The following is a 25297-nucleotide window of genomic DNA, read 5'->3' as shown; positions in this document are numbered from 1 at the left end:
CCCAATATGCAATATCAAGAGACAAAAAAATATGGATAAATTTGAATTGTTCACAACTTTATCCACAGCTTGTTGATAATATAGAGAACAAACAAATCTATTCACATTCAAAAGTAATACTATCATAGCAAAACCCCCCTTGTTTTTCAATGAGCCACGCTATTTTATCCACAAATTCAATCACTTGTGTATAATTTTTAAGAACACCACTACATATTGTTGATAAATTGTTTACCGTTCGACAGTTTACGTCATGGCTTCGATATTTTTATACACAGGTTGTGCTCAGTTGTGAGCAGTCGACTATTTTTTTTGATCACAAGTGGATAACTATAATGTTCTGTGGATTACTTTTTGGAATAAAAGAACTGTGGATAAGACGCAGAGACGAAAATTCATGGGGATTAAGCAGGCTGGGGATAGCGGCGGAGCTGCTGAAGAGAACTGTGGAGAAATAAAAAAGAGGGAGGAAGGGGACAAGGTTGACTTTTGCCTTGATTATGTGTTTAAATATATAAAGGTGTTTTCTGTGAGGATATGTCTCCAAATTTAATTGATAATACTTGTAGATACTGTCCCTACTCTAAGGACGGCTTAGTCCGTTTCTGCTTATATGACAGTAATTAAGTTCCTGTAAGGGAGGTGCAATACATGAGACCGACGTTCAGACCGAATGTGAGCAAACGCAAAAAGGTGCATGGTTTCCGCAAAAGAATGAGCACGAAAAACGGCCGCAAAGTGCTGGCAGCCCGCCGCTTGAAAGGCAGAAAAGTTTTGAGTGCGTAAGTTAGGCCACTTAGGGACCACTGCGGTGGTCCTTTTTTACAAGATGAGAATTCAATGGGTCCCCATAAATATTTGAGTAATCATCGAAGCAAAGCCCCACTTTGTGGGGTTATTTTACATGGGGTCCCCGCAAAAGTTACGGATCAGGCTTCACTATAGAGCCGCACTTTGCGGGGTTTTTTTTGATATATAAGGAAGGAAGAGGACGCCTATCATTTTTTCCTTCTATATATAGCACAGAATTGGCAGCATCTCCTCAGAGCGGGAGGACCACTGTTATTCTGCAGCTGCAACAATAAAAGTATGGCTCTGCAGAGGAAGATAGCGCTACTGCGGGGCTTTTTTTGAAAGATAAAAATGTATACGCTTTGCATCCTTAAGGAGCCTTATCTTTCCGCTGAAACGGATGCCGTTTATGGCATCACCTGAATGACTATACTAATTAGAAGATGAAATTCCGGAGCTTACGCGAAATCCGGTATTTGAATAGGAGAGTCCCGTGCACAAAAGTCTACGATTACGAAACCGTGCCGACTTCAGCCGCGTATACCGCCATGGGAAGTCATTTGCGAATCATCAATATGTGGTGTACTGGTTTCCCAGAAAAGAGGTGGAGCGTTTCCGCGTAGGTATATCTGTCAGCAAGAAGGTTGGAAACGCCGTGGTACGCAACCGGATGAGACGGCTGGTAAAGGAAATTGTCCGTCACCATGAGCCGGAAATTATCGGGGGTCTGGACATCGTGTTCATCGTAAGAAAAGGAGCGCTTTCCAAGGATTACGGCGAGCTCGAGAAAAGTGTGCTGCATGTGCTTCGCAAAGCCAAGCTGCTCAAGGCTTTGCACAAGTAAGAGGGACACAGGGGCTTGTTTATTTGTATCCATAATTATGTTATGATTTACGGTGCAATGGAATGTTTATGAGAGGGGTTTTGAAGTGTCTCTAATGAAGACTAAGCGAGGAAAAATGTTTCTTCTCCTCGGGTTAATGGTTCTAATGATCGCTGTTCTGTCGGGATGCTCTCCGTCTGCGGCAACAGTGACGCACACTACGGAGGATTTGAAAAATGGAGGCTTCTGGCAAAGTAATGTCGTTTATTATTTCGCCATTGCACTGGATACTTTTGCGAAGTGGTTTAATGGCCAGTACGGATTAGCCGTACTTGTAATGGTTATCATTGTGCGTACGTTAATTTTGCCGCTTACCATGAAACAGGTTAAGAGTTCACGTGCGATGCAGGCCATCCAACCGGAGCTTGAGAAGATTAAGAAAAAATATAAAGATGAGCCCGAAAAGGTACAGCAGGAAACGATGCGCCTGTTCCAGGAGAACAAGGTAAATCCGATGGCAGGCTGTCTGCCGCTGATCGTGCAGATGCCGATCTTCATCGCCCTGTACAACTCGATCTATTACAATCCGGATCTTAGATTGCATGACTTCCTGTGGCTACAGCTCGGCAAGCCCGATCACCTGTTCATTTTGCCGCTTCTTGCCGCTGCTACGACATTCATTCAGACTCGTATGATGACCAAAATGAACCCGGTACAACAGCAGGGTCCAATGCAGTTCATGATGATGGTATACCCGGTTCTGATTTTCATCATGTCCTACAACTTCCCGTCCGCGCTTCCGCTGTACTGGTTCTATAGTAATCTGTACACCATTATTCAGAACTACTTCTTGTACCGCAACAATGATAAACATAAAGCGGCTATTGCAGCTGCCGGTGCCACCGCTTCCGCTACTGCAGGTAACGGCAAAGCCAAAGAAGTGAATTTGACGAAGAGCAAGAACAGCAACAATAACGCCCGCAAAGATGTTACTCCTGCTGCAAAAGGCAATAGCAGCAAAGGTAAGAAGGGGGTCAAAAAGTCAAAATGAGCAAAGTCGTCGCGACAGGGAAAACCATTGAAGAAGCTGTAGAACGGGGACTTAACCAGCTTGGAGTTCAGAAGGACCGGGTAACGGTCAACGTACTTGAACAGCCGTCAAAAGGATTCCTTGGATTGATCGGTGCAAAGGGAGCCAAGGTAGAATTAACCTTGATCTCTGAAGCCGCACCGGCATCAGCGGCGAGTGCTCCGCTACTGTCTCAGCAGTCAACAAGAGAGAGCAAACCAGAGGCGATCAGCGGCGTACCACGCCAGGATTCCGGACAACCGGTGGAGGAAGCTTACGGGCAGGCCGTTCATTTCATTGTGGATGTCGCCAAGAGCATGGGGCTCGAGGTGGAAGTTGAAATCGTTCATACCAAAGAATCAACTGTTCTGCAAATATCCGGCCCGGATCTCGGGCTGCTGATCGGCAGAAGAGGACAAACTCTCGATGCTCTGCAGTATTTGGCTAATATTGTTGCCAACCGCTATTCCGACAGCTTCATCCGCCTTGTGCTGGATGCGGAGAACTTCCGTGAACGCCGCAAGAAGACGCTTGAGGAATTGGCGGATCGGCTGGCGGGACGTGTAGTTCGGACCCGTAAAGAGGTTGTCCTGGAACCCATGTCCCCGCAGGAACGCAAGATTATTCATTCCAGATTACAAGATCACCGGCAGGTAAACACGCTTAGCAAGGGTGAAGAACCGAACCGCCGCGTCGTTATAACTTTGAAGTAGATCTATATGCCGCAATGACTCCTTGACCTATGCGAGGGGTCATTGTTTTTTTGAAATATAAGAATTTATATGGTTCGCGCAATATATTACCCTTATATTTCGCGCTGAAACGGATGCCGTCCTTTGGAAGGACGGCTTAACCGTTTCCACTTGAAGAGACAAATAAGAAAAGATCAATCCAGAGGTGAATAACAACATGCTTAGTGACACTATTGCTGCTGTATCGACGGCTCTGGGCGAGGGCGGAATTGCCATCATCCGGGTTAGCGGACCGCAGGCTATCAGCCAGGTTGCTCCATTGTTCAAAAGCCGTATCCCCCTTACGGAAGCTGAATCCCATACTGTACATTATGGACATATTGTAAGTCCGCTGGATGGGGAGCGGATGGAAGAAGTGCTGGTTACGGTCATGAAGGGACCGCGTTCTTTTACAACGGAAGATGTAGTGGAAATCAGTGCCCATGGCGGCGTAATCTCTGTAAGAAGAGTGATGGACCTGCTGCTGCAGCAGGATATCCGGCTGGCTGAGCCGGGGGAATTCACCAAACGTGCTTTTCTGGGCGGACGGATTGATCTTTCGCAGGCAGAGGCTGTTATCGACCTGATTCGTTCCAAATCGGACCGGGCCTTCTCGGTTGCGCTTAAGCAGGTTAGCGGTTCTCTATCCGCACGGATTCATGAGCTTCGGCACACTCTTATTGAGATGCTGGCTCATATTGAAGTGAACATTGATTATCCGGAACATGATGTGGAGTCCTTAACTGCCGATTTCATTAAGGACAAGAGCCAAGAGGTTATGGAAGGCATTAACAAGCTGCTTCGTACAGCTAATGAAGGAAAGATTCTGCGCGAAGGGATCACAACAGCAATTGTGGGCCGGCCTAATGTCGGCAAGTCCTCCCTGCTTAACGCGCTTGCCCGCGACAACAAGGCGATTGTAACCGATATTCCGGGAACAACGCGTGATGTAATAGAAGAGTATGTTACGATTAATAATATCCCGCTGAAGCTGCTGGACACTGCCGGTATCCGTGAAACGATGGATGTGGTAGAAAGAATCGGTGTGGAACGTTCGAAGGCGGCTTTTAGCGATGCGGATCTGATTCTGCTGGTGCTGAACGCCAACGATGAGCTCCATGAGGATGAATTGGCACTGATGGAACAAATCCACGGTAGACAAGCCTTGGTCATCATGAATAAAATGGACTTACCGTCCCGTCTGGATACGGATAAGCTGAGCTCCTTTTTTGACGAATCGAGCATTGTACCGATGTCTGTGCTGGAAGAGGAAGGACTGGATAAACTGGAAGAGGCGATCTCGGCACTCTTTTTCGGAGGCAAGCTGGAATCAGGTGATTTAACCTATGTAAGTAATGTAAGACATATAGCATTGCTCAAGAAGGCACACAGATCACTGCAGGATGCCTACGAAGCGGCGGAGATGCTTATTCCTATAGATATGATACAGATCGATGTACGCCTTGCCTGGGAGCAGCTCGGTGAGATCATTGGAGATACGGCTGCGGATTCTCTGCTGGATCAGATTTTCTCGCAGTTCTGCTTAGGTAAATAAAAGGAGGTAACAGTTATGAATTATGATGGAGGCAGCTATGACGTTGTCGTCATTGGCGCCGGACATGCCGGCTGTGAGGCGGCTCTGGCTGCTGCACGGATGGGCTGCCGCACACTGATGATCACGATTAACCTGGATATGGTGGCCTTTATGCCATGTAATCCATCCATTGGCGGACCAGCCAAGGGCCATGTAGTGCGTGAAATTGATGCGCTGGGCGGGGAAATGGGCCGCAATATAGATAAGACTTTCATTCAGCTGCGGATGCTTAATACCGGGAAAGGACCTGCTGTCCATGCACTTCGTGCACAGGCGGACAAGTTCCTCTATCAGCATGCGATGAAGGAAACGATGGAAAAGACACCTAACCTGACCCTGCGCCAAGGCATGGTAGAAGAACTGATTGTTGAGGACGGCCGCTGCGCCGGGGTCATTACGAAGACCGGAACCGTATATCACAGCAAAACTGTTATTCTGACGACCGGAACCTATCTGCGCGGCAAAGTGATTATGGGTGAACTGACTTATGAGAGCGGACCAAACAATCAGCAGCCATCCGTACGGTTGTCGGAGAATTTGCGTGAGCTTGGATTCGATCTTGTCCGCTTTAAGACAGGTACTCCGCCGCGTGTGCACAAGGATACGATTGATTTCTCCAAGACAGAAATTCAGCCGGGTGATGATAAGCCGAAATTTTTCTCTTTTGAAACCAAGTCATCAGATAATGAACAGCTGCCTTGCTGGCTGACTTACACTTCACCGGTCACACATCAGATTATTAATGACAACCTGCACCGGGCACCGATGTTTACCGGAATTATTGAAGGAACAGGTCCTCGCTATTGTCCATCGATCGAAGATAAGGTCGTGCGGTTCAGCGATAAATCACAGCATCAAATCTTCCTTGAGCCTGAAGGAAAAAACACATCGGAATACTATGTACAAGGTCTGTCTACAAGCCTCCCTGAGGATGTACAACTGGCAGTGCTGCGTTCCATTCCCGGCATGGAAAAGGTTGAAATGATGCGTAACGGCTATGCTATTGAATATGATGCGATGGTTCCAACACAGCTCTGGCCTTCCCTTGAAACCAAACGGTTACCGGGACTGTTCACAGCCGGACAAATCAATGGTACCTCCGGTTATGAGGAAGCTGCGGGGCAGGGTGTAATTGCAGGCATTAACGCAGCGCGTAAAGTACAGGAAAAGGAGCCGGTGGTGCTTGACCGGTCCCAGGGTTATATCGGTGTGCTGATTGATGATCTGGTCACCAAGGGAACCAATGAACCTTATCGTCTGCTGACTTCGCGTGCGGAATACCGGCTGCTGCTCCGTCATGATAATGCGGATCTGCGCCTGACTCCAATCGGTTATGAGATCGGACTTATTCCAGAGCAACGATACGAGGCATTCCTTGATAAAAAGGGACGGGTGGACCGTGAAATCATCCGCCTGCAGGAAACGAAGGTTAAACCTGTTCAAGTAAATGAAGCTCTTGCCGGGTATGACTCTGCACCGATTGTTGACGGAAGCAATCTGCTGACCTTAATGCGCCGTCCGGAGCTTGCCTACAGCTTCGTAGATATGATATCGCCTGCCCCAGAAGAAATGGACGAAGATATGAAGGAGCAGGTTGAGATTCAGATAAAGTATGCCGGATATATTGAGAAACAGCTCCAGCATGTTGAGAAGCTGCAGAAGATGGAGAAGAAGAAGATCCCTGAAGATATCAACTACAATGAGATTCATGGACTTGCGATGGAAGCCCGGCAAAAGCTGACCAAAATCGTACCCATCTCCATTGGCCAGGCTTCACGCATCGGAGGAGTAACACCGGCGGATATCTCGATTTTGCTGGTGCATTTGGAGCATTATAACCGTGTGACAGCGGCGAAAGGATAATCTATGGATAATACGGCAGCCCAGTTCACCGCTCTGCTCAAGGAGCGCGGACTACAGCTCTCAACGAAGCAATTAGAACAATTCGAACTATACTTCCAGGAATTGATTTCCTGGAATGAGAAGATGAACCTTACAGGTATTACGGAAAGAAGTCAGGTGTATACGAAGCATTTCTACGACTCTCTATCTCTGGCCTTCTATCTGAATATGAACGAAACCAAGAGTCTCGCCGATATTGGCTCAGGAGCAGGTTTCCCTGGAATTCCGCTGAAGATTTGTTTCCCGCATCTGAAGCTGACGATTGTAGACTCACTCAGCAAACGGATATCCTTTCTGCAGCATGTATGTGATACCCTGGGCCTGACGGGCGTACAACTGATCCACGGACGTGCCGAGGATGTCGCCAGACAGTTTGTCCACCGTGATGCTTATGATGTGGTGACTGCCCGTGCAGTTGCCCGCCTATCTCTTTTGAATGAGTTTTGTCTTCCGTTCACACGTAAGGATGGAATCTTCGCCGCAATGAAGGGAAGCGACCCGGCTGAGGAATTGGCAGAAGCCAAACGCAGCTTCAAGGAACTTCGCGCTGAGCTGCAGAAGGTGGAATCCTTCAGCTTGCCTGTTGAAGAATCCGCCCGGCATATTATTCTCGTACGTAAGACCGGGGCAACACCAGCGAAGTATCCGCGTAAGCCAGGCGTACCAGCTAAGTCGCCTCTTGTATAATTGTTTCACGTGAAACAATCAAAATCATATTTGCGAAACCAGATCAAGCTCATGCAGAATGGGCTTGATCTTTTTTTATGAGATTTGTGGTATATGTCCTATATTGAGTTTATTTGTGAATTAGGGGACCTGAGGGGACCTTTAGGCAGGAAAAATAGGTCTATATGGAGAATAGGATTATGAGCAGAAAAGTGATAGAATACTATAGTAAGACTTTTTATAGAGAAGACTCTTCTGCTACTCTGTCACTACCTTGGTTGTAGAGAGCTGGAGGTCAGAAATATGGCCAGGCTGTTCTTGAATTATTGAGCTGATCAGTGATCTGTTCTTTAATTGTAGAAAAGCGACTATGAATCGGATAGATGCTTTTCTTACGCTGTACGATAGGCTTTTCGCAAGAAAGGTTAGAAGGATCGTACTATAACGAAATTAGGTGGTTATGAACGGAATGAAAGAACAATTCACCAAGCTTTTTGGATTTACCGAGCGGAGCAGCGGAGAAGAGATCAAACAAATCCCGGTTCATGAGGTCATCAGCAGTCCATATCAACCACGGACGATTTTTGATGATGACAAGATAGATGAGTTATGCCAGACTATCAAAACTCATGGAGTTATCCAGCCGATCGTTGTGCGTATGCGTGATTCCCAGTATGAAATCATTGCCGGTGAAAGACGCTGGCGGGCGGTCAAAAAGCTGGGCATGGAGACTATTCCAGCTCTTGTGCGCGAATTCAATGATTCACAAGCAGCTTCAATTGCACTGATAGAGAACTTACAGCGTGAGGGTCTTACTTCTATTGAAGAGGCAATCGCCTATCAGAAGCTGATTGATCTGCATCAACTGACGCAAGAGAGTCTGGCTCAAAGGCTTGGTAAAAGCCAGTCAACGATTGCCAACAAAATCCGCTTGCTGAATTTACCGGAGGCAGTCAAAGTTGCACTGATGGAAAGAAAGATCACTGAGCGTCATGCGCGTTCGCTTTTGTCTCTGGACAGTGAAGAGATGCAGATGAAGGTGCTGGCTGAGATTATCTCCAAAGAGCTCAATGTGAAGCAAACAGAAGCACGTATTGCATTCTATAAAGCTGTTACACAGACTAAGAAATCAAAACGGGTATCCTATACAAAAGATGTTCGTCTCGCCCTTAATACAATTCGCCAATCCATAGACATGGTGTCCGGTTCGGGGATGGAAATCAAGACCTCTGAGAATGACCGTGGCGATCATTATGAGATTGTTATTCAAATCCCAAAAAGATAAATGGTTTCAAAAGCTGAAGGCGGCCCTGAGGTGATTGGCCGCCTTTTCTATGACTAGCTCCAGACGTTATCACACATACAGTTTATGGATAAGTTAATGTATATTTGTCTACAATTCCCGCACATGTGATGCCGTAGTATACTTATCATTATGATAATACAACTCATGACCCTACAAGATGATTCTTTCTAACAATTCGAGGTGAAATAAGTGTCCAAGATTATTGCCATAGCAAATCAAAAAGGCGGGGTCGGTAAAACAACAACCTCTGTAAACCTGGGTGCCGGTATGGCTACTTTAGGGAAAAGAGTGCTGCTTGTTGATATTGATCCGCAAGGCAACACTACGAGCGGCGTTGGCGTCAACAAAGCGGATGTAGCAAATTGCATTTATGATATTCTTATTAATGAAGCAAACCCGCAGGAAACTATATTGGAGACCCAAATCGAGGGCCTTCATATCATACCGGCGACTATTCAATTAGCGGGTGCGGAAATTGAATTAGTCTCTACCATATCCAGAGAACTAAAGCTGAAGAAGGCTCTAAATGCGGTCAAGGCGAATTATGATTACATCATCATCGATTGCCCTCCATCATTGGGCATTCTTACCATTAACTCTCTGACAGCAGCGGATTCAGTCATTATACCGATTCAATGTGAATACTACGCACTTGAAGGGCTAAGCCAACTGCTTAACACCGTAAGACTGGTGCAGAAGAATCTTAACCCTCACCTTAAGATAGAGGGGGTACTGCTCACTATGCTTGATGCCCGGACCAATCTGGGGATTCAAGTGATTGAAGAAGTGAAAAAATACTTCCAGGAGAAGGTATATAGAACCATTATTCCGCGTAATGTCCGTCTGAGTGAAGCTCCTTCACACGGACAATCTATTATTACTTATGATTCCCGTTCTAAAGGAGCGGAAGTGTATTTAGAGTTGGCAAAGGAAGTGATTTCTTATGAGTAAGCGCTTAGGCAAAGGCTTGGATGCTTTAATACCTTCTTTATCTATTAACGAGGATGATAAGGTTGTAGAGATACCTTTGTCTCAGTTAAGAGCCAATCCGTATCAGCCGCGTAAAGATTTCAACGAAGAGGCTATTCAGGAGCTGGCTGAATCAATCCGACAGCATGGGGTTATTCAGCCAATCATTGTCCGCAGTGTATTGAAGGGGTATGAGATCATTGCCGGTGAACGCCGGTTCCGTGCATCCCAATATTGCGGCAAAGCAACGATCCCTGCGGTGGTCCGCAGCTTGAGCGACCAACAGGTTATGGAGATTGCCCTGATTGAAAACCTGCAGCGTGAGAATCTAAACGCAATGGAAATTGCGGTTGCATATCAAGGGCTAATGGATCAATTCGCTCTTACCCAAGAAGAGCTATCATTAAAGGTGGGGAAGTCCAGATCCCATATTGCCAACTTCTTGCGACTGCTTAGTCTGCCGGAGGAAGTGAAGGATTATGTTTCACGTGGAACAATTTCTATGGGTCATGCCCGGGCAATTGTAGCGCTGAAAGATCCGGAGACGATAAAGCAATTAGCCGGACAGTGTGTGGAACAACAGTGGAGTGTAAGAGAACTGGAAGAGGTAGTGAAAAACCTCGACCGCAAACCCGCTAATGGAATCAAAGCTAAGGTGGTCAAACGCGATCCTTATATTGATAACGTTGAAGAAGTGTTGCGGGAACGGTTCAAAACAACTGTTAAGATTAAGCAAGGTAAGGAAAAAGGCAAAATAGAATTAAATTATTACAGCGCCCAAGACCTGGAAAGACTACTGGAGTTGCTTGGGAACTGATTTGGATATTTATGCCGAAAACATATCCTGAGATATCCCTAAAACGGATATGGAGGGATATGTTTTTTAAACGGAAAATAGTGAGGGTGAAGAGATGGAGAGACTGGTATATCTGGATCATGCAGCAACCTCGTGGCCAAAGCCGCCTGCAGTGGCTGCTGCAATGATGGAGGCTCTGGAACATTCAGGGGCAAATGCTGGACGTGGTAACCATTCGCTGGCGATAGGTACAGGCCGCGTGCTGGTGCGGGCACGGGCACTACTTGCTCAACTGTTCGCGGTCTCCAATGCTCAGAATATTGCCTTTACCCATAACACCACCATGGGGCTAAATATGGCTATTAAGGGTACACTTCAACCAGGGGATCATGTGATTTCAACGATGACAGAACATAACTCTGTACGCAGGCCCTTAGAGTATTTGCGCCGGACAATAGGTGTTGAAGTGGATTATTTACAAGTGGATGGTGAGGGGCAGGTTGATCTGCTAGAACTTCAACAATCGTTCCGCCACAATACCAGAATGGTGGTTTGTAATCACAGTTCCAATCTGCTCGGGAGTATACTTCCTCTTGGGATTATCGGCGATATGGCCAAATCACACGGAGCTGTGTTTCTGGTGGATGCTGCTCAGAGTGCGGGCTCACTGGATATAAATGTGCCGGCAATGAATATAGATTTGCTGGCTTTTCCGGGGCATAAGGGGTTGTTAGGACCTCAAGGGACCGGGGGTCTGTATATATCACCATATTTAGATCTGGAGCCTCTGGTGCACGGCGGAACAGGCAGCCAGTCAGAGAATAGTGATCAGCCCATGGTACGGCCTGACCGCTATGAAGCGGGCACTCAGAACGCTGTTGGTGTAGCTGGGCTGCTGGCGGGTGTGAAGGAAATTCTGGCAATGGGAACGGAACGGATTCATATGCAGGAGTGGGAACTGACACAGAGACTGATGGAAGGCTTGGCCTTCATTCCGGGGATTCGGATTCTTGGCCCTGGTCTGGGCATTCAGCGCAGCGGAATTGTCGCGTTTGTAATGGAGGGACAAGAGTCAGCGGATATTGCCCATCGCCTGGACCGTGAATATAACATTGCAGTGCGTGCAGGCATGCACTGTACGCCGCTCGCTCATAAAGCCGCAGATACTTTGGAGAGTGGAGCGGTTAGGGCGAGTGTTGGTGTAAGCTCGACAGAAGAGGACGTTAACAGATTGCTGGATGCGATGGCTGAAATGTATGGTGCTTCATGAACAAGATAACAAGTGGCTATGGTGTTGGTGTCCTTTAAAAGGACGGTACCGTTTCGTCGGGGAATAGATGGATAAGCTATCATGTGAAACCTGTAAATTTTTATATTTAGACAAAGGATGGTCCATATATGTCGGAATTAAATGAAGTAATAAGTGAACAGCTGTCGGTGTTCATTATGGGGTTTGCAGTGATAATTATTCTGCTGGCAATTGTTCTGATCATTCAGGGTGCCAAGCTCCGCAAGATGCGGCGCAGATATGAAGCAATGATGACCGGCAATGGCATTGAGGATCTGGAGAGCCTGCTGGTAAACCTGAAGAACCAGGGAGATATGCTGGAGGATGGTCAGCGTGAGCATAAGGCAATGATTGAAGCTGCACAAGCCAAAATGCGGGGGATGAAGTCAAAGGTAGCCATGAAACGCTATAATGCCTTCGGAGAGCGCGGCAATGATCTGAGCTTCTCGCTTGCCATTCTGGATGACAACCATAGCGGAATTGTGCTGAGCAGCCTGCACAACCGCGAGAACTCATATATATACTCCAAGCCGCTTGTAAAGGGAGAGTCGCAGTATCCTCTGTCTCCAGAGGAGAAGGAAGTCATTGCTCTCGCGCTGCAGCAGATCTAGCATGAAGGTTCCATTGCTTAAGTGCGGAGTATAGGCTGGAAGCAATGATATCGGATAATCTCATTACAAGGCTTAATCTCGTATTCTGCAGTACAAAATACTCCATGAAGCCGCCGACATTCACAATGCCAGTCAAATGGATATCGCCTACTGGAGGGAGCTGCTTGTTGACCCCTGCTCCCGGCCGGAGGGGGCCGTCTACGACCTGGATGCAGCCAACACTTGTTGACTGGCCGAGACAGGCATCGATTCCGATGATGAACGGGTTAGGGTGCTTCTGATAAATCAGGGAGAGAGTCTCCTCCAGGTTAACAGCATGAACTGGATCGTCCAGCGTTCCGTAGAGATGGAATAAGGGGCTATGGAAGCGGGCAAGCGCAGTGCCGACCAGCGGTCCAAGTGAATCGCCGGTAGAGCGGTCTGTGCCTACACAGACAATAACAATTGGTGTATCTGTACGTGTGCGTGAAAAGTGAAAAAGAAGCCGGTGGGTAATCGCAGAATAGATATCGGGATCAGCATGTGATATTTTTAAACAGGATGGTTCTTGCAGGGATGAAGCTTTAGAAGAGAAATTCATATGATCTTCCTTTCTGTTCTGATGATCCTAGTATATGGATGAAAGTGGCTTTTTATACTATGGCGGCAATAGATAGGACGAAAAGCCCAGAGGGAGGCGTGGAGTGTGGAGGATGAACTGCTGATAGCCTTTGATTCGACCCAGCAGGCGCTGCGCGCTGAGATGCTGCTGGAATATGCGGAGATTGAAATTGATATATTTCCTACACCCAAGGAGATTACAGCCGGTTGCGCCATGTCGATCCAATTCTACCGGAATGCATTGGAAGAGGTGCGGGTCATTGTGGCGGAGCAGAATGTAGAGATACGCGGGATCTTTGCCAAATCAAGTGATGGTATAGGATATGTGGAGGTTGGAGGAGCAGAAGCAGGATGAATAACTGGATGCTGGAAGTGACAACACCGGGTCAGGCAGTCGACGAAGTGGTCCGCTTTAAGGATAGAATATGGGAATGGGTAACCAATGCAGATATGTGGGCAACCGTGCTGTTTTCCGGGGTACAGATTCTGCTGCTTTTTCTTGTGACCCGGGTGATTATTAAAGTAGTCTCGGGTGTTATTGACCGTTCCCTGGAGAGGGAGACGCGGGGAAGACGCTTAGCGAATAACCGCCGATTCTCAACAGTAGGCGGACTTATGAAAAATGTGGTTGCCTTCATCTGTAATTTTGTCATGATTATGATGATTCTGTCTGTATTCCAATTCGATCTGAAACCGCTGCTGGCCGGGGCCGGAGTTGTGGGGCTGGCGATAGGGTTCGGCGCACAAAGTTTGGTCAAAGATGTAATTACCGGTTTCTTCATCATCTTCGAGGATCAATTTGCAGTAGGCGATGTCATCCAGAGTGGAACCTATAAAGGTACGGTAGAAATGATTGGCCTGAGAACGACCCGGCTGCTGAGTGCCACAGGGGAAGTGCATATCATACCTAATGGCACGATTGTAAATGTTACGAATTATTCGCTGGCTAATGCTCTGGCGGTGGTGGATGTGCCTGTCAAAATAGAGCGGGGGTTAGAAGCAACTCTTGCACTGATTGGAGAAGCACTTAAGGGGATAGAGGAACGGAACCCCAGTGTAATTAACTACCCCAATGTGCTGGGCATTCAGTCGATGAGTACTTCGGAGTATGTGATCCGGGTGGCGGCTAATTGCATGCCTAACGCCAGGGATTCTGCAGAGCGGCAGATTCAGAGTGATATTAAGCAGGCCCTGGAGCAGCAGAGCGCTTTGGAAGCAGCTAAGGCAGAGCAGGAGGCGCGTGTGCAGGCAGATAGGGAGGCGAGGGAGGCTGAAGCGGCTCAAGAGGAGGAACTCTCTGGAAGCGCCCGTAGAGCCCGTGAGGAGCAGCCGGCAAGTCCGAGAAGACAGATAGCTGCTGCGCAAGAGGGAGAGGAAGGGGAAGAAGAATAATGGAACGTAAAGTATTCGGGCTGGGTGATATTGTACAGATGAAGAAGCCGCATCCCTGCGGAACGAACGAGATGGAGATTATCCGTATGGGGATGGATATCCGGATTAAATGTACCGGCTGTCAGCATAGCGTCCTAATCCCCCGTGCAAAATTTGAAAAAAACATGAAGAAGGTTCTTCGTTCCGCTGAAGGCGGGGCAGAAAACAATTAAGCTTGCTGCAGGAGGCAAAGCGGTAGTGCAAAAAGCTTGCAATTGTAACCTTGGCATGATACAATAATTCTTGCTGCGGAGAGGTACCCAAGAGGCCCAAGGGGGCTGACTCGAAATCAGTTAGGCGTGTCACAGCGTGCGTGGGTTCGAATCCCACCCTCTCCGCCACTTCAGCATTATATACTTTAACTACTATTCCTTCGTTCAGGTGACGAAGGTTTTTTTATTTCTGCATGAAGACATACAAAAAGAGAGACCTTTGCAGGTCTCTCTTCAAGAGGCAGCACATCAATGATGTTCGGAAATCTCTGTCTGTAGCCGCTAAAGTGAAACAGGTTGTGCCAGGCTGCTTTTTTTAGGAGCGGCCTTTACTCTCCCCGGGTTACAATAGTTGCTGATTCAGAATCCCTGTGATTGTGTTCGTCTACGACGTTCAACGGAACCACACCTCTCTTTTGTACTGCCTGAGTATAGTATGTGCAGCCAGACAGGTTTTATACATGCAATTGATTAATTAATGCACGCGTGCTTTCTCGACTTTTTTCCACTTGCGGTTCTGGTTGGAGGTCTCAGGAAACGTGTCTCCCTTCTCCATTTCAATCCGCTTAGGATTCTGGATCTCGGTATGGAAGCTGCGCGCTTCGCCTACTTCTGTATAAACCCCCGGATTTGGGGCTTTATCGCCCTTTTCGTACTCTGTTTTCTCGCCCATAGTATGAAGCCTCCTTCTGTAGAGTGGTGGAGCGGTTATATTGTGGCCTTGCAGAGACATCTTCATGTACATAAATTAACCCCACAAAGTGGGGCGAGCTTTAGCGATTAGTCCGGTGCTTTGCGGGGACCCCGAAAGATGAATACAAGTCCATGATCTGGTGCGTATGAATAAAGCTTGCATTCATCAGTGGGATTTGGTATATTGATTTGGTGCGAGTCTATGTTTGTGCTCGTTCCTTGCTCCTGACGTGATCAGGGGCCTCAGACCATAAGGAGGTGAAAATTATGCGCAAATATGAAGTCATGTACATTATTCGTCCTGACATTGAACAAGAAGCCGTTCAAGCAGCAGTCGAAAAATTCCAAGGCATCATCTCCAACGGCGGAGAAATTACAAAGCACGATGTGCAAGGTAAACGCCGTCTTGCGTATGAGATCAAGAAATTCCGTGATGGCGTTTATGTTTTGGTTAACTTCAATGCAGAACCTGCAGTAGTTACCGAATTGGAACGTCTCATGAAGATTTCCGACGAAGTAATTCGTTATCTCATTACGAACGACGTTGCCTAAGATATTGACAAGCTTTGTAACGAATCGCGCTATAAGGAGGGGATTGAATTGTTGAACCGTATCATTCTGATCGGTCGGTTGACCCGTGATCCGGAACTTCGTTATACTCCCGCTGGTGTTGCCGTAACGCAGTTTACGCTTGCCGTAGACCGCAACTTTACGGGCCAGAACGGTGAACGCGAAGCGGACTTTATCCCGGTAGTAACCTGGAGACAGCTGGCTGAGACCTGTGCCAATTACTTGCGCAAAGGACGACTGGCTGCCGTAGAAGGACGCATCCAAGTACGGAATTACGAGAATAATGAAGGTAAACGTGTATACGTCACTGAAGTTATTGCTGATAATGTCCGATTCCTGGAATCCTCGCAGAACCGTGAAGGCGGAAATGCACCAAGTGGTGGAAGTACTCCCGAAGAGCCTGCCTTTGGTGGCGGCGGTAACGGCGGTAACAGTGCACGCGGAAATAACAATAATTTCTCGCGTAACAACAATACTCAAGATCCTTTTTCGGGCGATGGAAAACCGATCGATATATCGGACGATGATTTGCCATTTTAATAAGGAAGGACTGAACTGAACATGGCTTTTAAACCAAGAGAAGGTGCGGACAACGACAAAAGACCGGCACGTCGTGGTGGACGCAACAAGCGTAAAAAAGTGTGCTACTTCACTGTGAACAAGATTACTCACATTGACTATAAAGACACTGAGCTTCTTAAGAAGTTCATCAGCGAACGCGGAAAGATTTTGCCGCGTCGTGTAACTGGTACAAGTGCAAAATACCAACGCGCTCTGACCATTGCTGTAAAACGCTCGCGTCAAATCGCGCTGCTGCCTTACACAACGGAATAGGACGTTTTATGAAGCAGCCGGCTAAGCCGGCTGCTTTTTTTTCTGAGTGTTGGGAAGTCCCTGCAAAGTGCCTGAATAATCGCCTAAGCTAATGCCCCACTTTGTGGGGTTATTTTGCCTAAATATATGTATCAGCTATATATCAGCAGCTATCCGAAGATCAGCCCGGCCATTTTTTAGATATGAAAAATTGTATATGCTAACGGAGGAAAGACTGGTTAGTCCATTTAAATTCAACTTGGAGGAATGAACAAAGATCAGTGATCAGTGCAAGTTCCGATGATTACGGCAAAGGTGCCAAGACAGAGAATGTAAGTGTTATTCTGGGGCTGGACAATGAAGATGAGATGCGGGCGATTTATGAGAAACTGAGCTCAGAGGGCGGGCAGGTCAAGGTAGAACTGCAAAAAACCTTCTTCGGCGCACTTCATGGACAGGTTGCCGACGGTAAAAACGGAATTACATGGGTAATGAATTGCTTTGCCGGCAATTGACAACCGGATTCCAGATGTAGTAAATTACAGGTATCCTATAACTAAAGGGGAAATATTGATGTTGGTGAGCGTTCTTAACTAAGCAACTTCATATCATTCCGGCAGTAAGCCGCAGCGTGCTCCAATCATTGCAGGAGCATGTCTTGTTAGACTATGTCCAGAGGGCATGTCTGATTAGCCGCGGGCTGTAAGAATGAATGATTTAGTTAAGAACACACGCGAAGCGTCATGATGGCCTCTTTACGGCTATTATTCTCTTTGTGATTAACCGTGCTCTTTGCAGCACGGTTTTTTCTGTTTTCAGGAGTATTCATCCGGCGGGTGGGGACTGTTTCTGAAGCCAAAGAGGAGAATAGCATTCAAAGGAGGGCGAAGACTGCCACAGTGGCGGGTCTTCGCCCTTTTTGCGTTAGGGAGCAAGCCTGAAATACAGGCATCTATACAAGGAGGAATCAGAGTGAATCTACAGAGTATGAACACCTTGGAATACGAGACAATCAAACAGGAGTTAATGCGCCATGCCGTATCCTATGAAGGGAGAAGATATGTGAGCGAGCTTGTGCCGATGACCTATCTGCCGGCTATACACCGCGCACTGGATGAAGCGGACGAAGCCAAAGAGCTGCTGGAGCGGGGGGCGAGTGTGCCCATTCCGTCACTGGAAGGCATTGAGTGGGTTCTGTCACTGCTTGGAACGGGTTATCTGTACAATGAGCAGGATTTCACCGCAGTATCCGTATTCCTGCACAGCTGTGGACAGCTGCGTAAGTATATGGCCTCCAAGGAGCAGAGTGCACCGCGTATTGCTGCTTACGGAGCTTCTCTGCAGGAGCTGAGTTCTGTCAGGGATGAGATCGAACGTTGTATCCGGCTGGGTGTTATTGACGATCAGGCCAGTAAAGGACTGGAGCGGGTGCGCAAACGGCTGGCTGTGGCCAAGGATCGTCTGCACCGAAAGCTGGAGAGTATTATGTCGCGCCATAAGTCCATCCTTCAGGAGAGTCTGATCAGCATGCGCGGCGGCCGGTATGTGATCCCGGTGAAACGGGAGTATCACAAGCAAATCAAGGGCTCGGTGCTTGATCAGTCGACCAGCGGGCAGACTGTCTTCGTGGAGCCGGACGAGGTGGCCTCCCTTCAAGGAGAGATTGAGCTGTTGTCCGCTGATGAAGCCCGCGAGGAAGGAATCATCCTAAGTATGCTGACAGGGCTGCTAGAGCAGGAACAGGCTGCTCTGCGGCTGAATATTGAAGTAACCGGCACCTATGATTTCATCTTCGCCAAGGGGAAGTATGCCAGGGTTCTTAATGCCCGGACTGTCTCACTGAATGAACGCGGCTTCCTGCGGATGAATGGAGGCAGGCATCCTCTGCTCAAGGATATGGTGCCGGTCAGTCTGGAGTTTGGTCAAGGCTACAAATCTCTGATCGTAACCGGCCCCAATACAGGCGGCAAAACGGTAGTACTCAAAACGCTGGGCCTGCTGTCGTTGATGGCGCAATCCGGACTGCTGGTGCCGGTTGCGCCGGGCAGTGATTTTACCGTGTTCAGTAATGTAATTAGCGTAATTGGCGATGGTCAGAGTCTGACGCAGTCGCTCAGTACCTTCTCTGCACAAATGAAGAGTATAGAAGGAATGCTTAGTGATGCCGGCAGAGGCGTACTGCTGCTGATTGATGAGCTGGCGGCAGGTACGGATCCCGGGGAAGGGTTCGCACTGTCGATTGCTATTCTGGAGGAGCTGAACCGTAAAGGCGCTAATATTGTGGTAACCACTCACTTCAACGAACTTAAGGTATTTGCTGCGGCTTCACCGGGATTCCAGAATGCACGGATGGAATTTGATAAAGAGACTCTCCAACCGCTGTACTGGCTGACGATTGGTGAAGCGGGCGAGAGCTATGCCTTGCAGATAGCCGAGCAGCTTGGCATATACAAACCGGTAATTGAGCGCGCCAAACAGCTTGTAGCCGAGCAGCAGGAGCATAGAGGCAGCCTGAAGCCGTGGAATAGCCCTTACAGACAGGAACAGAGTTCAAGAGCTGCTGATGCTGAGAAGAGGAATGCTGCGTCTAAGAGCGGCAATCCGGATCAAAACCGGGATGATGCAGCTGATGCAGGGCACAGCGTGCCGGCGGCGAAGCCCGATTTTGAAGTGGGAGATGCTGTTTACGTCACTACCCTGGGGCGTAATGGCATTGTATACATGAAGCAGGACAGCCGGGGGATGGTCGGAGTGATGATCCAGAAACAGAAAATAACCGTAAACCATAAGCGGTTGAAGCCATACCTGTCCAAAGAGGAGCTATACCCCGAGGATTATGATTTTGATATTATTTTCGAGAGCAAGGATACCCGCAAGAAGCGCAAACTGATGCAGAAGAGGCATGTTGAAGGCCTTAGCATCATACATCCCGAGGAGGAGAAATAAGTGTGATTACTCTAGGAGTCTGCCCGTCAGGGCAGGCTTTTTTCATATTTCACGGGGGCTTCAGCAGAGCGAATAGAAATTAAAGGCTTCACTTTAGAGCCAATATTGGTTATCCTCTATTATGTGGTGTATTCAAATGTCCATGAGCTGAACAATCAGAGTTATAGTAAAATTAAGTGTGGAAACCGCTTACATTAACACGTGATGGAACCCGGGAGGGAATAAATATATGTCAAAATATATCATCGGCCGGCTAATGCTTCCGCTTATGCTTGCGGTGGCGTTGTCTGCATGCAGCGGGCCAAGCCCGGGCGCCCAGTCTTACATGGCGCGCTTAAGCAAAACAGCCGATGAACCTATAGCAGGCGGGACAGTAACATATGGATATTCATCTGCGTTTCAGGGCAATTTCGAACCGGCCTTTATTGAGGGGGAGGACGATGCGAATGTGCTGGAGTTCACTACGGAAGCCATGTTCAAAGTCAACGATGACTTGTCTACGGCTCCTAACATTGCCACTTGGCAGGAATCTGAGGATCATACGGTATTTACATTCACCATCAAACCCGGAGTCCGCTGGCACAACGGCGATGAGCTGACCGTGGAGGATTGGAAATTTGCCCTGGAGACCATCGCCAGCCCGGATTATCCAGGCTCCAGGTATTATAGCGTGGAAATGATTAAGGGAGCCGAAGCTTATCACCTGGGGGAGGCTAAGGAAATCACCGGACTCAAGGTGATGGACCCGTATACGCTGCGCATTACGATGAATACAGCGCGGGCAAACATGATCGATAATCTGTGGGCCTATCCCATGAACAAGAGGTATTTTGAGGGAGTCGCAGTGAAGGATATGCTGGACAGTGATCAGGTGCGTAAGCAGCCTATTGGCACCGGTCCTTTCATGATTAAGGCTATTGTGCCGGGTGAGAGTGTCGAGATGATACGGTTCGATGATTATTATAAAGGGAAAGCTCTGCTGGACGGAATATCCTACAAGGTCATTGACAGCAAGGACATGACGGCACTGCTTGAAGCCGGAAGCATTGATATCGGGACCCTTCCGCGGGATGCCTACCAGACTGCAGGCCAGCTGAACAATGTGGAGATCAAAGTGACACCGGGGCTGTCTTATGAATATATAGGGTTCAAGTTCGGACACTGGGATGAAGAGAGCGGCCAAGTGGTGATGGATAACCCAAAATTCCAGGACAAGCGGCTCCGCAAAGCGATGTATTATGCGATTGATCGACAAGGTATTATTGATAAATATTCCTATGGCCTGGGAACACTGATCGAGACCCCTATTCCCAGCTCAAGCTGGGCTAAGATCGATGACCAGGAAATAGATACCTATGCTTATCTTCCGGAGAAGGCAAAAACTTTGCTGGATGAGGCAGGATATCTCGATACGGACGGAGACGGGCTCCGCGAGGACCCAGGCGGTAAGAAATTCACGATTCATTACGACGCTATGTCCGGCAGCAAAACAGCAGAGGCGCGTACTGCAGCGATTCTGCAGAACTGGCATGATGTCGGCCTGGATGTTCAGTTAAACGGCGGCAGCCTGAAGGAGCTGAACAGCTTTTATGAAGCGGTAGAGTCCGATGATCCGTCCGTAGAGCTGTTTAACGGTGTATGGGGGCTGGCGAGCGACCCAGATCCTTCGGGCTTATGGCGGGCAACCGATTCGTGGAATTATCCGCGGTGGACGTCCAAGCGCAGCGAGGAACTTATCCGTGACGGGGTAAGCCTGAAAGCTTACGACCAGGATTTCCGCAAAGAGGTTTATTATGAATGGCAGAAGCTGATTAATGACGAGGTTCCGATGATCTTTTTCTCCGAACGCTCTAATATTACCGCGATTAATGAACGCCTCCAGGGTGTATCTACGAATGCGCTCAGCAATATACGTGATCCGCAGAACTGGTGGATCAAGGAAATGGATTAGTTAAATAATGACGGTCCGATCTGTTGCCTAGGCAGGCAGTGCGGACCGTCATTTTTTATTTATTTTTTGGAAATGAGCATCAAAACGGACTTTCTTGCGTCATATACTTTAAGGAATACAAGCGGCTATCGCGCCGATGCTGTCGTTATTTGTTGTTTCTTTTTAGGTGTGAAGTGATTACAATAGAAATATTGTTTATGTGTCAAAGCAGTTTTCCAGGTTTATTCTACAAATGGAACGACCCGAATCCCGGAAAGGGGGAACCATATCCTTAAGCAGGGCAGCGCATAGCAGCAAGAAGAGCCCAGTCATGACTGTCTGAAAGTTCAGGCAGGCATTGTAAATAGAGCACGGCAATCATATGTACAATCCACCATAAAGAAGGAATTATAATTATGAAAAAAATAAAAAAATTGAAGAAAAGATACATTGCACTCATTGTAGCCCTGGTCATTGTAGCTGGAGGATTTTTGTTCCAGAAGCCGCTCGCGGTGCTGGCCTTTGACCTCTTTTTGTCGGATCAGGTGGAAACCAAGCTGGCGGAAGAATCCTACCAGCCGTTGGAGAATAACGGTACAACTACCACAACGGTTAAACCAGCCCCGGTAGTATTCAAAAGCGACCCGTTCTCTTTAATGCTCCTGGGTACAGACCAGCGGGGCAATGAAGTGGCCCGGTCCGATACAATGATCTATGCTGTTATCCGTCCGGAGGATTATAAGATTCTGCTGATCTCTATCCCCCGTGACACGTACACGGAAATTATCGGGCATGGTGACAATAAGAAGGACAAAATCACGCACGCATATGCTTTTGGCGGCCAGCAAATGGCTAAAGATACCCTGGAAGCACTGCTTGGCCATGATATTCAATATTATGCCACAATTAATTTCCAGGGCCTGAAGGATGCGGTTGACGCTATTGGCGGTGTTCCGCTGCCGATCAAGAAGGATATTGTCAACAAAGGTGCAGATCATGAGAAATTCACCATTAAGGCCAATAAGTCGAATTACAGTGGTGAAGAGGCGCTTAACTACACCCGTTACCGTGAGGATAGCGATTTCAACCGGACCAAACGCCAGCAGGTATTTATCGATGTGGTAGCGAATAAAATGTTATCAATCAGCCAAATTGGCAACATCCCGGAGTTGCTGGATATTATGGGTGATAATTTCAAAACAGACATACAGCCTTCCACGATTATCAGTCTGGCCAAGAAATTCATGGGCGGCAAGGATATGGATATCTCCAGCTTCACGGTGATGGGCGAAGGCGAACGCATCAATGGCGTGTATTACGATATTGTTGATGAAGAGGATCTGAGCGAAGCTAAGGCCATGATCGATAACTGGATGAATGCCAGCACACCAGTGGACCAGCTAATTGAACCAGGCAAAGCAGAGAATGCCCTGGAGCCTGCGGCTACAGCTACAGCCCAGTAAGGGCGGACACGTACTTTCTGTCCCGCATAAAAACAGCAGCCATTCGCAAGGTTAATGGCTGCTGTTTATTGTCTTCATGGTATAATGAAGTGGAACGAATTGCTGTCTCAGGCGTATAACTACGGTGGGCCTTGCAGCACGGAAGGGTAAAGCATCATTCCTTCGGAACTCTTTGAGGAGGATCAAGAGATGAATATTGCGTTTTTTTTACTTCCGAAACAGGAGGTAGCTTGCGTTACACTGGATTCGACGCTGCGCCAGACCTTGGAACGGATGGAGTTTCACCGCTATACCGCAGTGCCGATTCTGAACCGGAACGGGGAATATGCCGGAACAGTCACAGAAGGTGATTTGCTCTGGTACATGAAGGAGTCGGGCGGCGCCGTTACTTTTGAGAATGCTTCCAAATATCTGCTTAAGGATGTACCGCTGCGGATGAACAATCTGCCGGTATCCATTGATGCGGATATGGAGGACTTGATTAACCTGGCCAAAGTACAGAACTTTGTACCTGTAGTTGACGACATGAAACGGTTCATTGGTATTGTGCGCCGGAGTCAGATCATCGAATATTGCGAAAAGGTTGTCTCGCGACAATCCCAGGAATCGTTATAACCTCATCCATATGGCGACAAATGCTTAAGGAACCAAGGCCTGTATTTCCGGCGTAACGGAATGCGGGCCTTTTTTGAAAGGCAGGCTGTGGATACCTTCCGGTATGCCTGTAAAGTCCATGAATCACACCCGGTTGTAAGGCTCCGCCATGCGGATGATCCGGGAGGCTGGCGTCCGTGTGGCTCGGAAATATTTATGCTATAATGGAGAATAATGCTTTTTGCCGGAGGTAGAGAGACGTGCCCAATGTGCCGAAGGACCTGGACGTGGCCAAACGCGCCAAGGTAATTGAGTGGTTAAAGACTGAAGTAATCGATCAAGTCTCACGGTTATTCAAAGCGTTGTGGGAAGGCAGTACCGCCCGTGTAGGCGACAGCCTGGCCAGCCTGATTATGAGCTCATATATATTGGGGCGCAGACTTGGTATCCCTTATCGTGAACTGGATGACTTGCTGATGGAGAAGCTGAGGAAGCATAGGCAGGAAGGCCATCAGCTGGAAGAATGGTACCAGGATATATCTGCACTAGAAGAACATATGCGTAAGAGGTGAATACTGTTGAAATTTCGCTGGACATCTGTGGCTTGGAGCATAGCTTATCTGCTGCTGCTGTTATCCCTGTCCACCCCATTGCTGCTTATCACGACGCTCTTTATGATTATCCCGGCCATTGTGCTCTTTACGACGCTTAGCACGAAGCAGTTTATTCTGCATATAGTGCCGGTCCTGCTGATTGTGGGCCTGATTACACCGTTTTACGTATTGATATCCATTTATTTCCTGATACCGGCCCTTGTAATGGGACGCCGGTATAAGAAACGCGCCTCTGCGATGTCTACGCTAATTGCCGGTATGGTCGCAGTATTAGGTGAATTCCTGCTGATTCTGTTAATCAGCACTACGTTCCTGCAGTTTAACTTGTACGATTATGTATACGATGTTCTGCAGACTTATACGGACTGGCTGGCCACTATGGGGGCAAGCAATCCTCTGCTCTCCGAGATCACTATCTCATCGGATCAGATTGGCATGATGAGCTGGATGACCATCCAGGCTATTCCGATGACGCTCATCCTCAGCGCATTCATCATAGCTGTCATTACGCATTCCATTGTCCGTCCGATTCTGAACAGCATGGAATACGCGGTGCCAAGACTGAAGCCTGCACGGGAGTGGAGACTGTCCAGAGCCTTCATCTGGTATTATCTGCTCGGCGTAGTGCTCAGCCTGCTCTTCGGCGGTGCGGACAGCGGCTTCATGCTGATGGTCTCGGCCAATCTGCTGCCGCTGCTGCAAATCGCATTCAAGATTCAAACCATCGGTTTCCTCTTCTTCCTGATACATGAACGGAAGTGGAGCAAGATAGTAGCGCTGCTGCTGGCGATACCTGTTATCGTCCTGCCGGGATTCTGGATTATCGGTGTTGTCGATCTGGCGTTTCCGCTGCGGGAGCTTGTGAAGAAATCGAAACGATAGGG

General features: G+C 48.0%; 27 protein-coding genes and 1 tRNA gene. 26 read left to right on the top strand and 2 right to left on the bottom strand.

Features of this window, described 5'->3' with window-relative positions; translation table 11 throughout:
• Positions 1-651 precede the first annotated feature (651 nt).
• The 12 genes from rpmH (at position 652) to R50912_RS32875 (ending at position 12547) form a co-directional block, all read left to right on the top strand.
• A complete protein-coding gene (rpmH, locus tag R50912_RS32930) occupies positions 652-786 on the top strand; it encodes a 50S ribosomal protein L34 (RefSeq protein ID WP_039295761.1) in 135 nt (44 codons plus the stop codon).
• Between the two features lie 499 nt (positions 787-1285).
• Positions 1286-1636, top strand: coding sequence for a ribonuclease P protein component (gene rnpA / locus R50912_RS32925; protein WP_042140607.1), 351 nt, complete (start codon positions 1286-1288; stop codon positions 1634-1636).
• An 85-nt stretch (positions 1637-1721) separates the two neighbouring features.
• Positions 1722-2666: a YidC/Oxa1 family membrane protein insertase gene (locus tag R50912_RS32920; protein WP_042241243.1), complete on the top strand. Its 945-nt coding sequence runs from the start codon at positions 1722-1724 to the stop codon at positions 2664-2666.
• The gene (jag, locus tag R50912_RS32915; RefSeq protein WP_042241240.1) at positions 2663-3397 is read left to right on the top strand and encodes an RNA-binding cell elongation regulator Jag/EloR; all 735 of its coding nucleotides are present in this window, start codon (positions 2663-2665) and stop codon (positions 3395-3397) included. Before R50912_RS32920 ends, jag begins: the two co-directional genes overlap by 4 nt.
• A gap of 196 nt (positions 3398-3593) precedes the next feature.
• Entirely contained in the window at positions 3594-4970 is a 1377-nt protein-coding gene (gene mnmE / locus R50912_RS32910; protein WP_042241239.1) for a tRNA uridine-5-carboxymethylaminomethyl(34) synthesis GTPase MnmE, read from the top strand.
• Positions 4971-4985: 15 nt separating this feature from the next.
• Positions 4986-6872 carry a tRNA uridine-5-carboxymethylaminomethyl(34) synthesis enzyme MnmG gene (gene mnmG / locus R50912_RS32905; RefSeq protein ID WP_042241237.1) on the top strand — a complete coding sequence of 629 codons (1887 nt, stop codon included), beginning with the start codon at positions 4986-4988 and terminating at the stop codon, positions 6870-6872.
• Positions 6873-6875: 3 nt separating this feature from the next.
• Positions 6876-7598 carry a 16S rRNA (guanine(527)-N(7))-methyltransferase RsmG gene (rsmG, locus tag R50912_RS32900; RefSeq protein ID WP_042241235.1) on the top strand — a complete coding sequence of 241 codons (723 nt, stop codon included), beginning with the start codon at positions 6876-6878 and terminating at the stop codon, positions 7596-7598.
• A gap of 448 nt (positions 7599-8046) precedes the next feature.
• A complete protein-coding gene (gene noc / locus R50912_RS32895; RefSeq protein WP_039295780.1) occupies positions 8047-8862 on the top strand; it encodes a nucleoid occlusion protein in 816 nt (271 codons plus the stop codon).
• A gap of 210 nt (positions 8863-9072) precedes the next feature.
• Positions 9073-9834: a ParA family protein gene (locus R50912_RS32890; RefSeq protein ID WP_042140602.1), complete on the top strand. Its 762-nt coding sequence runs from the start codon at positions 9073-9075 to the stop codon at positions 9832-9834.
• Positions 9827-10669: a ParB/RepB/Spo0J family partition protein gene (locus tag R50912_RS32885; protein WP_042218719.1), complete on the top strand. Its 843-nt coding sequence runs from the start codon at positions 9827-9829 to the stop codon at positions 10667-10669. The genes R50912_RS32890 and R50912_RS32885 overlap by 8 nt, the downstream gene beginning before the upstream one ends.
• A 94-nt stretch (positions 10670-10763) precedes the next feature.
• Positions 10764-11918 carry an aminotransferase class V-fold PLP-dependent enzyme gene (locus tag R50912_RS32880; protein WP_042241230.1) on the top strand — a complete coding sequence of 385 codons (1155 nt, stop codon included), beginning with the start codon at positions 10764-10766 and terminating at the stop codon, positions 11916-11918.
• 128 nt (positions 11919-12046) lie between these two features.
• Positions 12047-12547: a DUF4446 family protein gene (locus R50912_RS32875; protein WP_042241229.1), complete on the top strand. Its 501-nt coding sequence runs from the start codon at positions 12047-12049 to the stop codon at positions 12545-12547.
• Here R50912_RS32875 and yyaC read toward each other — a convergent pair.
• On the bottom strand, positions 12519-13127 hold the full coding sequence (yyaC, locus tag R50912_RS32870) for a spore protease YyaC (RefSeq protein ID WP_042241227.1): 609 nt from the start codon (positions 13125-13127) through the stop codon (positions 12519-12521). The genes R50912_RS32875 and yyaC overlap by 29 nt on opposite strands.
• Before the next feature lie 105 nt (positions 13128-13232).
• Here yyaC and R50912_RS32865 point away from each other — a divergent pair, with 105 nt between their 5' ends.
• From R50912_RS32865 to R50912_RS32850, 4 genes are all read left to right on the top strand, one after another.
• Entirely contained in the window at positions 13233-13502 is a 270-nt protein-coding gene (locus tag R50912_RS32865; protein WP_042241225.1) for a putative Se/S carrier protein, read from the top strand.
• Positions 13499-14539, top strand: a complete 1041-nt coding sequence (locus tag R50912_RS32860; protein ID WP_042241223.1) for a mechanosensitive ion channel family protein — start codon at positions 13499-13501, stop codon at positions 14537-14539. The genes R50912_RS32865 and R50912_RS32860 overlap by 4 nt, the downstream gene beginning before the upstream one ends.
• On the top strand, positions 14539-14751 hold the full coding sequence (locus tag R50912_RS32855) for a DUF951 domain-containing protein (protein ID WP_042241221.1): 213 nt from the start codon (positions 14539-14541) through the stop codon (positions 14749-14751). The genes R50912_RS32860 and R50912_RS32855 overlap by 1 nt, the downstream gene beginning before the upstream one ends.
• A 77-nt stretch (positions 14752-14828) precedes the next feature.
• Positions 14829-14919: transfer RNA gene (locus R50912_RS32850), tRNA-Ser, on the top strand.
• 346 nt (positions 14920-15265) lie between these two features.
• On the opposite strand, the gene R50912_RS32845 is transcribed toward R50912_RS32850, so the two are convergent.
• Complete coding sequence (locus tag R50912_RS32845) at positions 15266-15463, bottom strand: YjzC family protein (RefSeq protein WP_039295806.1); 198 nt, start codon at positions 15461-15463, stop codon at positions 15266-15268.
• Between the two features lie 287 nt (positions 15464-15750).
• Here R50912_RS32845 and rpsF point away from each other — a divergent pair, with 287 nt between their 5' ends.
• From rpsF to R50912_RS32795, 10 genes are all read left to right on the top strand, one after another.
• Positions 15751-16035 (top strand): 30S ribosomal protein S6, encoded by a 285-nt coding sequence (gene rpsF / locus R50912_RS32840; RefSeq protein WP_038598251.1) that lies wholly within the window; start codon positions 15751-15753, stop codon positions 16033-16035.
• A 48-nt stretch (positions 16036-16083) separates the two neighbouring features.
• Positions 16084-16593: a single-stranded DNA-binding protein gene (ssb, locus tag R50912_RS32835; RefSeq protein ID WP_039295814.1), complete on the top strand. Its 510-nt coding sequence runs from the start codon at positions 16084-16086 to the stop codon at positions 16591-16593.
• A 21-nt stretch (positions 16594-16614) separates the two neighbouring features.
• Positions 16615-16887 (top strand): 30S ribosomal protein S18, encoded by a 273-nt coding sequence (rpsR, locus tag R50912_RS32830; protein WP_036699837.1) that lies wholly within the window; start codon positions 16615-16617, stop codon positions 16885-16887.
• Positions 16888-17147: 260 nt separating this feature from the next.
• Positions 17148-17381, top strand: coding sequence for a VOC family protein (locus tag R50912_RS32825; RefSeq protein WP_052416810.1), 234 nt, complete (start codon positions 17148-17150; stop codon positions 17379-17381).
• Positions 17382-17838: 457 nt separating this feature from the next.
• The gene (locus R50912_RS32820) at positions 17839-19812 is read left to right on the top strand and encodes an endonuclease MutS2 (protein WP_042241218.1); all 1974 of its coding nucleotides are present in this window, start codon (positions 17839-17841) and stop codon (positions 19810-19812) included.
• 229 nt (positions 19813-20041) lie between these two features.
• Positions 20042-21763, top strand: a complete 1722-nt coding sequence (opp4A, locus tag R50912_RS32815; RefSeq protein ID WP_042241215.1) for an oligopeptide ABC transporter substrate-binding protein — start codon at positions 20042-20044, stop codon at positions 21761-21763.
• 395 nt (positions 21764-22158) lie between these two features.
• On the top strand, positions 22159-23205 hold the full coding sequence (locus tag R50912_RS32810) for an LCP family protein (protein WP_042241211.1): 1047 nt from the start codon (positions 22159-22161) through the stop codon (positions 23203-23205).
• Between the two features lie 189 nt (positions 23206-23394).
• Positions 23395-23820: a CBS domain-containing protein gene (locus R50912_RS32805; protein WP_039295831.1), complete on the top strand. Its 426-nt coding sequence runs from the start codon at positions 23395-23397 to the stop codon at positions 23818-23820.
• A gap of 248 nt (positions 23821-24068) precedes the next feature.
• Positions 24069-24371 carry a MazG-like family protein gene (locus R50912_RS32800; protein ID WP_171717780.1) on the top strand — a complete coding sequence of 101 codons (303 nt, stop codon included), beginning with the start codon at positions 24069-24071 and terminating at the stop codon, positions 24369-24371.
• 6 nt (positions 24372-24377) lie between these two features.
• Positions 24378-25295, top strand: coding sequence for a DUF2232 domain-containing protein (locus R50912_RS32795; protein WP_042241208.1), 918 nt, complete (start codon positions 24378-24380; stop codon positions 25293-25295).
• The last annotated feature ends 2 nt before the right edge of the window (positions 25296-25297 follow it).

Origin of the sequence: Paenibacillus sp. FSL R5-0912 (assembly GCF_000758605.1) — a bacterium.
Classification (GTDB): Bacteria; Bacillota; Bacilli; order Paenibacillales; family Paenibacillaceae; genus Paenibacillus_AQ.
The sequence above is the reverse complement of the archived record's forward strand: the minus strand, read 5'-3'. Positions and strand labels throughout refer to the sequence as shown.

Bases quoted from the DNA above. Each gene is read 5' to 3' on its own strand.
- rpmH (WP_039295761.1), top strand. From the start codon at position 652: ATGAGACCGACGTTCAGACCGAATGTGAGCAAACGCAAAAAGGTGCAT.
- jag (WP_042241240.1), top strand. From the start codon at position 2,663: ATGAGCAAAGTCGTCGCGACAGGGAAAACCATTGAAGAAGCTGTAGAA.
- mnmE (WP_042241239.1), top strand. From the start codon at position 3,594: ATGCTTAGTGACACTATTGCTGCTGTATCGACGGCTCTGGGCGAGGGC.
- mnmG (WP_042241237.1), top strand. From the start codon at position 4,986: ATGAATTATGATGGAGGCAGCTATGACGTTGTCGTCATTGGCGCCGGA.
- rsmG (WP_042241235.1), top strand. From the start codon at position 6,876: ATGGATAATACGGCAGCCCAGTTCACCGCTCTGCTCAAGGAGCGCGGA.
- noc (WP_039295780.1), top strand. From the start codon at position 8,047: ATGAAAGAACAATTCACCAAGCTTTTTGGATTTACCGAGCGGAGCAGC.
- R50912_RS32885 (WP_042218719.1), top strand. From the start codon at position 9,827: ATGAGTAAGCGCTTAGGCAAAGGCTTGGATGCTTTAATACCTTCTTTA.
- R50912_RS32880 (WP_042241230.1), top strand. From the start codon at position 10,764: ATGGAGAGACTGGTATATCTGGATCATGCAGCAACCTCGTGGCCAAAG.
- R50912_RS32875 (WP_042241229.1), top strand. From the start codon at position 12,047: ATGTCGGAATTAAATGAAGTAATAAGTGAACAGCTGTCGGTGTTCATT.
- yyaC (WP_042241227.1), bottom strand. From the start codon at position 13,127: ATGAATTTCTCTTCTAAAGCTTCATCCCTGCAAGAACCATCCTGTTTA.
- R50912_RS32860 (WP_042241223.1), top strand. From the start codon at position 13,499: ATGAATAACTGGATGCTGGAAGTGACAACACCGGGTCAGGCAGTCGAC.
- R50912_RS32855 (WP_042241221.1), top strand. From the start codon at position 14,539: ATGGAACGTAAAGTATTCGGGCTGGGTGATATTGTACAGATGAAGAAG.
- R50912_RS32845 (WP_039295806.1), bottom strand. From the start codon at position 15,463: ATGGGCGAGAAAACAGAGTACGAAAAGGGCGATAAAGCCCCAAATCCG.
- rpsF (WP_038598251.1), top strand. From the start codon at position 15,751: ATGCGCAAATATGAAGTCATGTACATTATTCGTCCTGACATTGAACAA.
- rpsR (WP_036699837.1), top strand. From the start codon at position 16,615: ATGGCTTTTAAACCAAGAGAAGGTGCGGACAACGACAAAAGACCGGCA.
- opp4A (WP_042241215.1), top strand. From the start codon at position 20,042: ATGTCAAAATATATCATCGGCCGGCTAATGCTTCCGCTTATGCTTGCG.
- R50912_RS32810 (WP_042241211.1), top strand. From the start codon at position 22,159: ATGAAAAAAATAAAAAAATTGAAGAAAAGATACATTGCACTCATTGTA.
- R50912_RS32805 (WP_039295831.1), top strand. From the start codon at position 23,395: ATGAATATTGCGTTTTTTTTACTTCCGAAACAGGAGGTAGCTTGCGTT.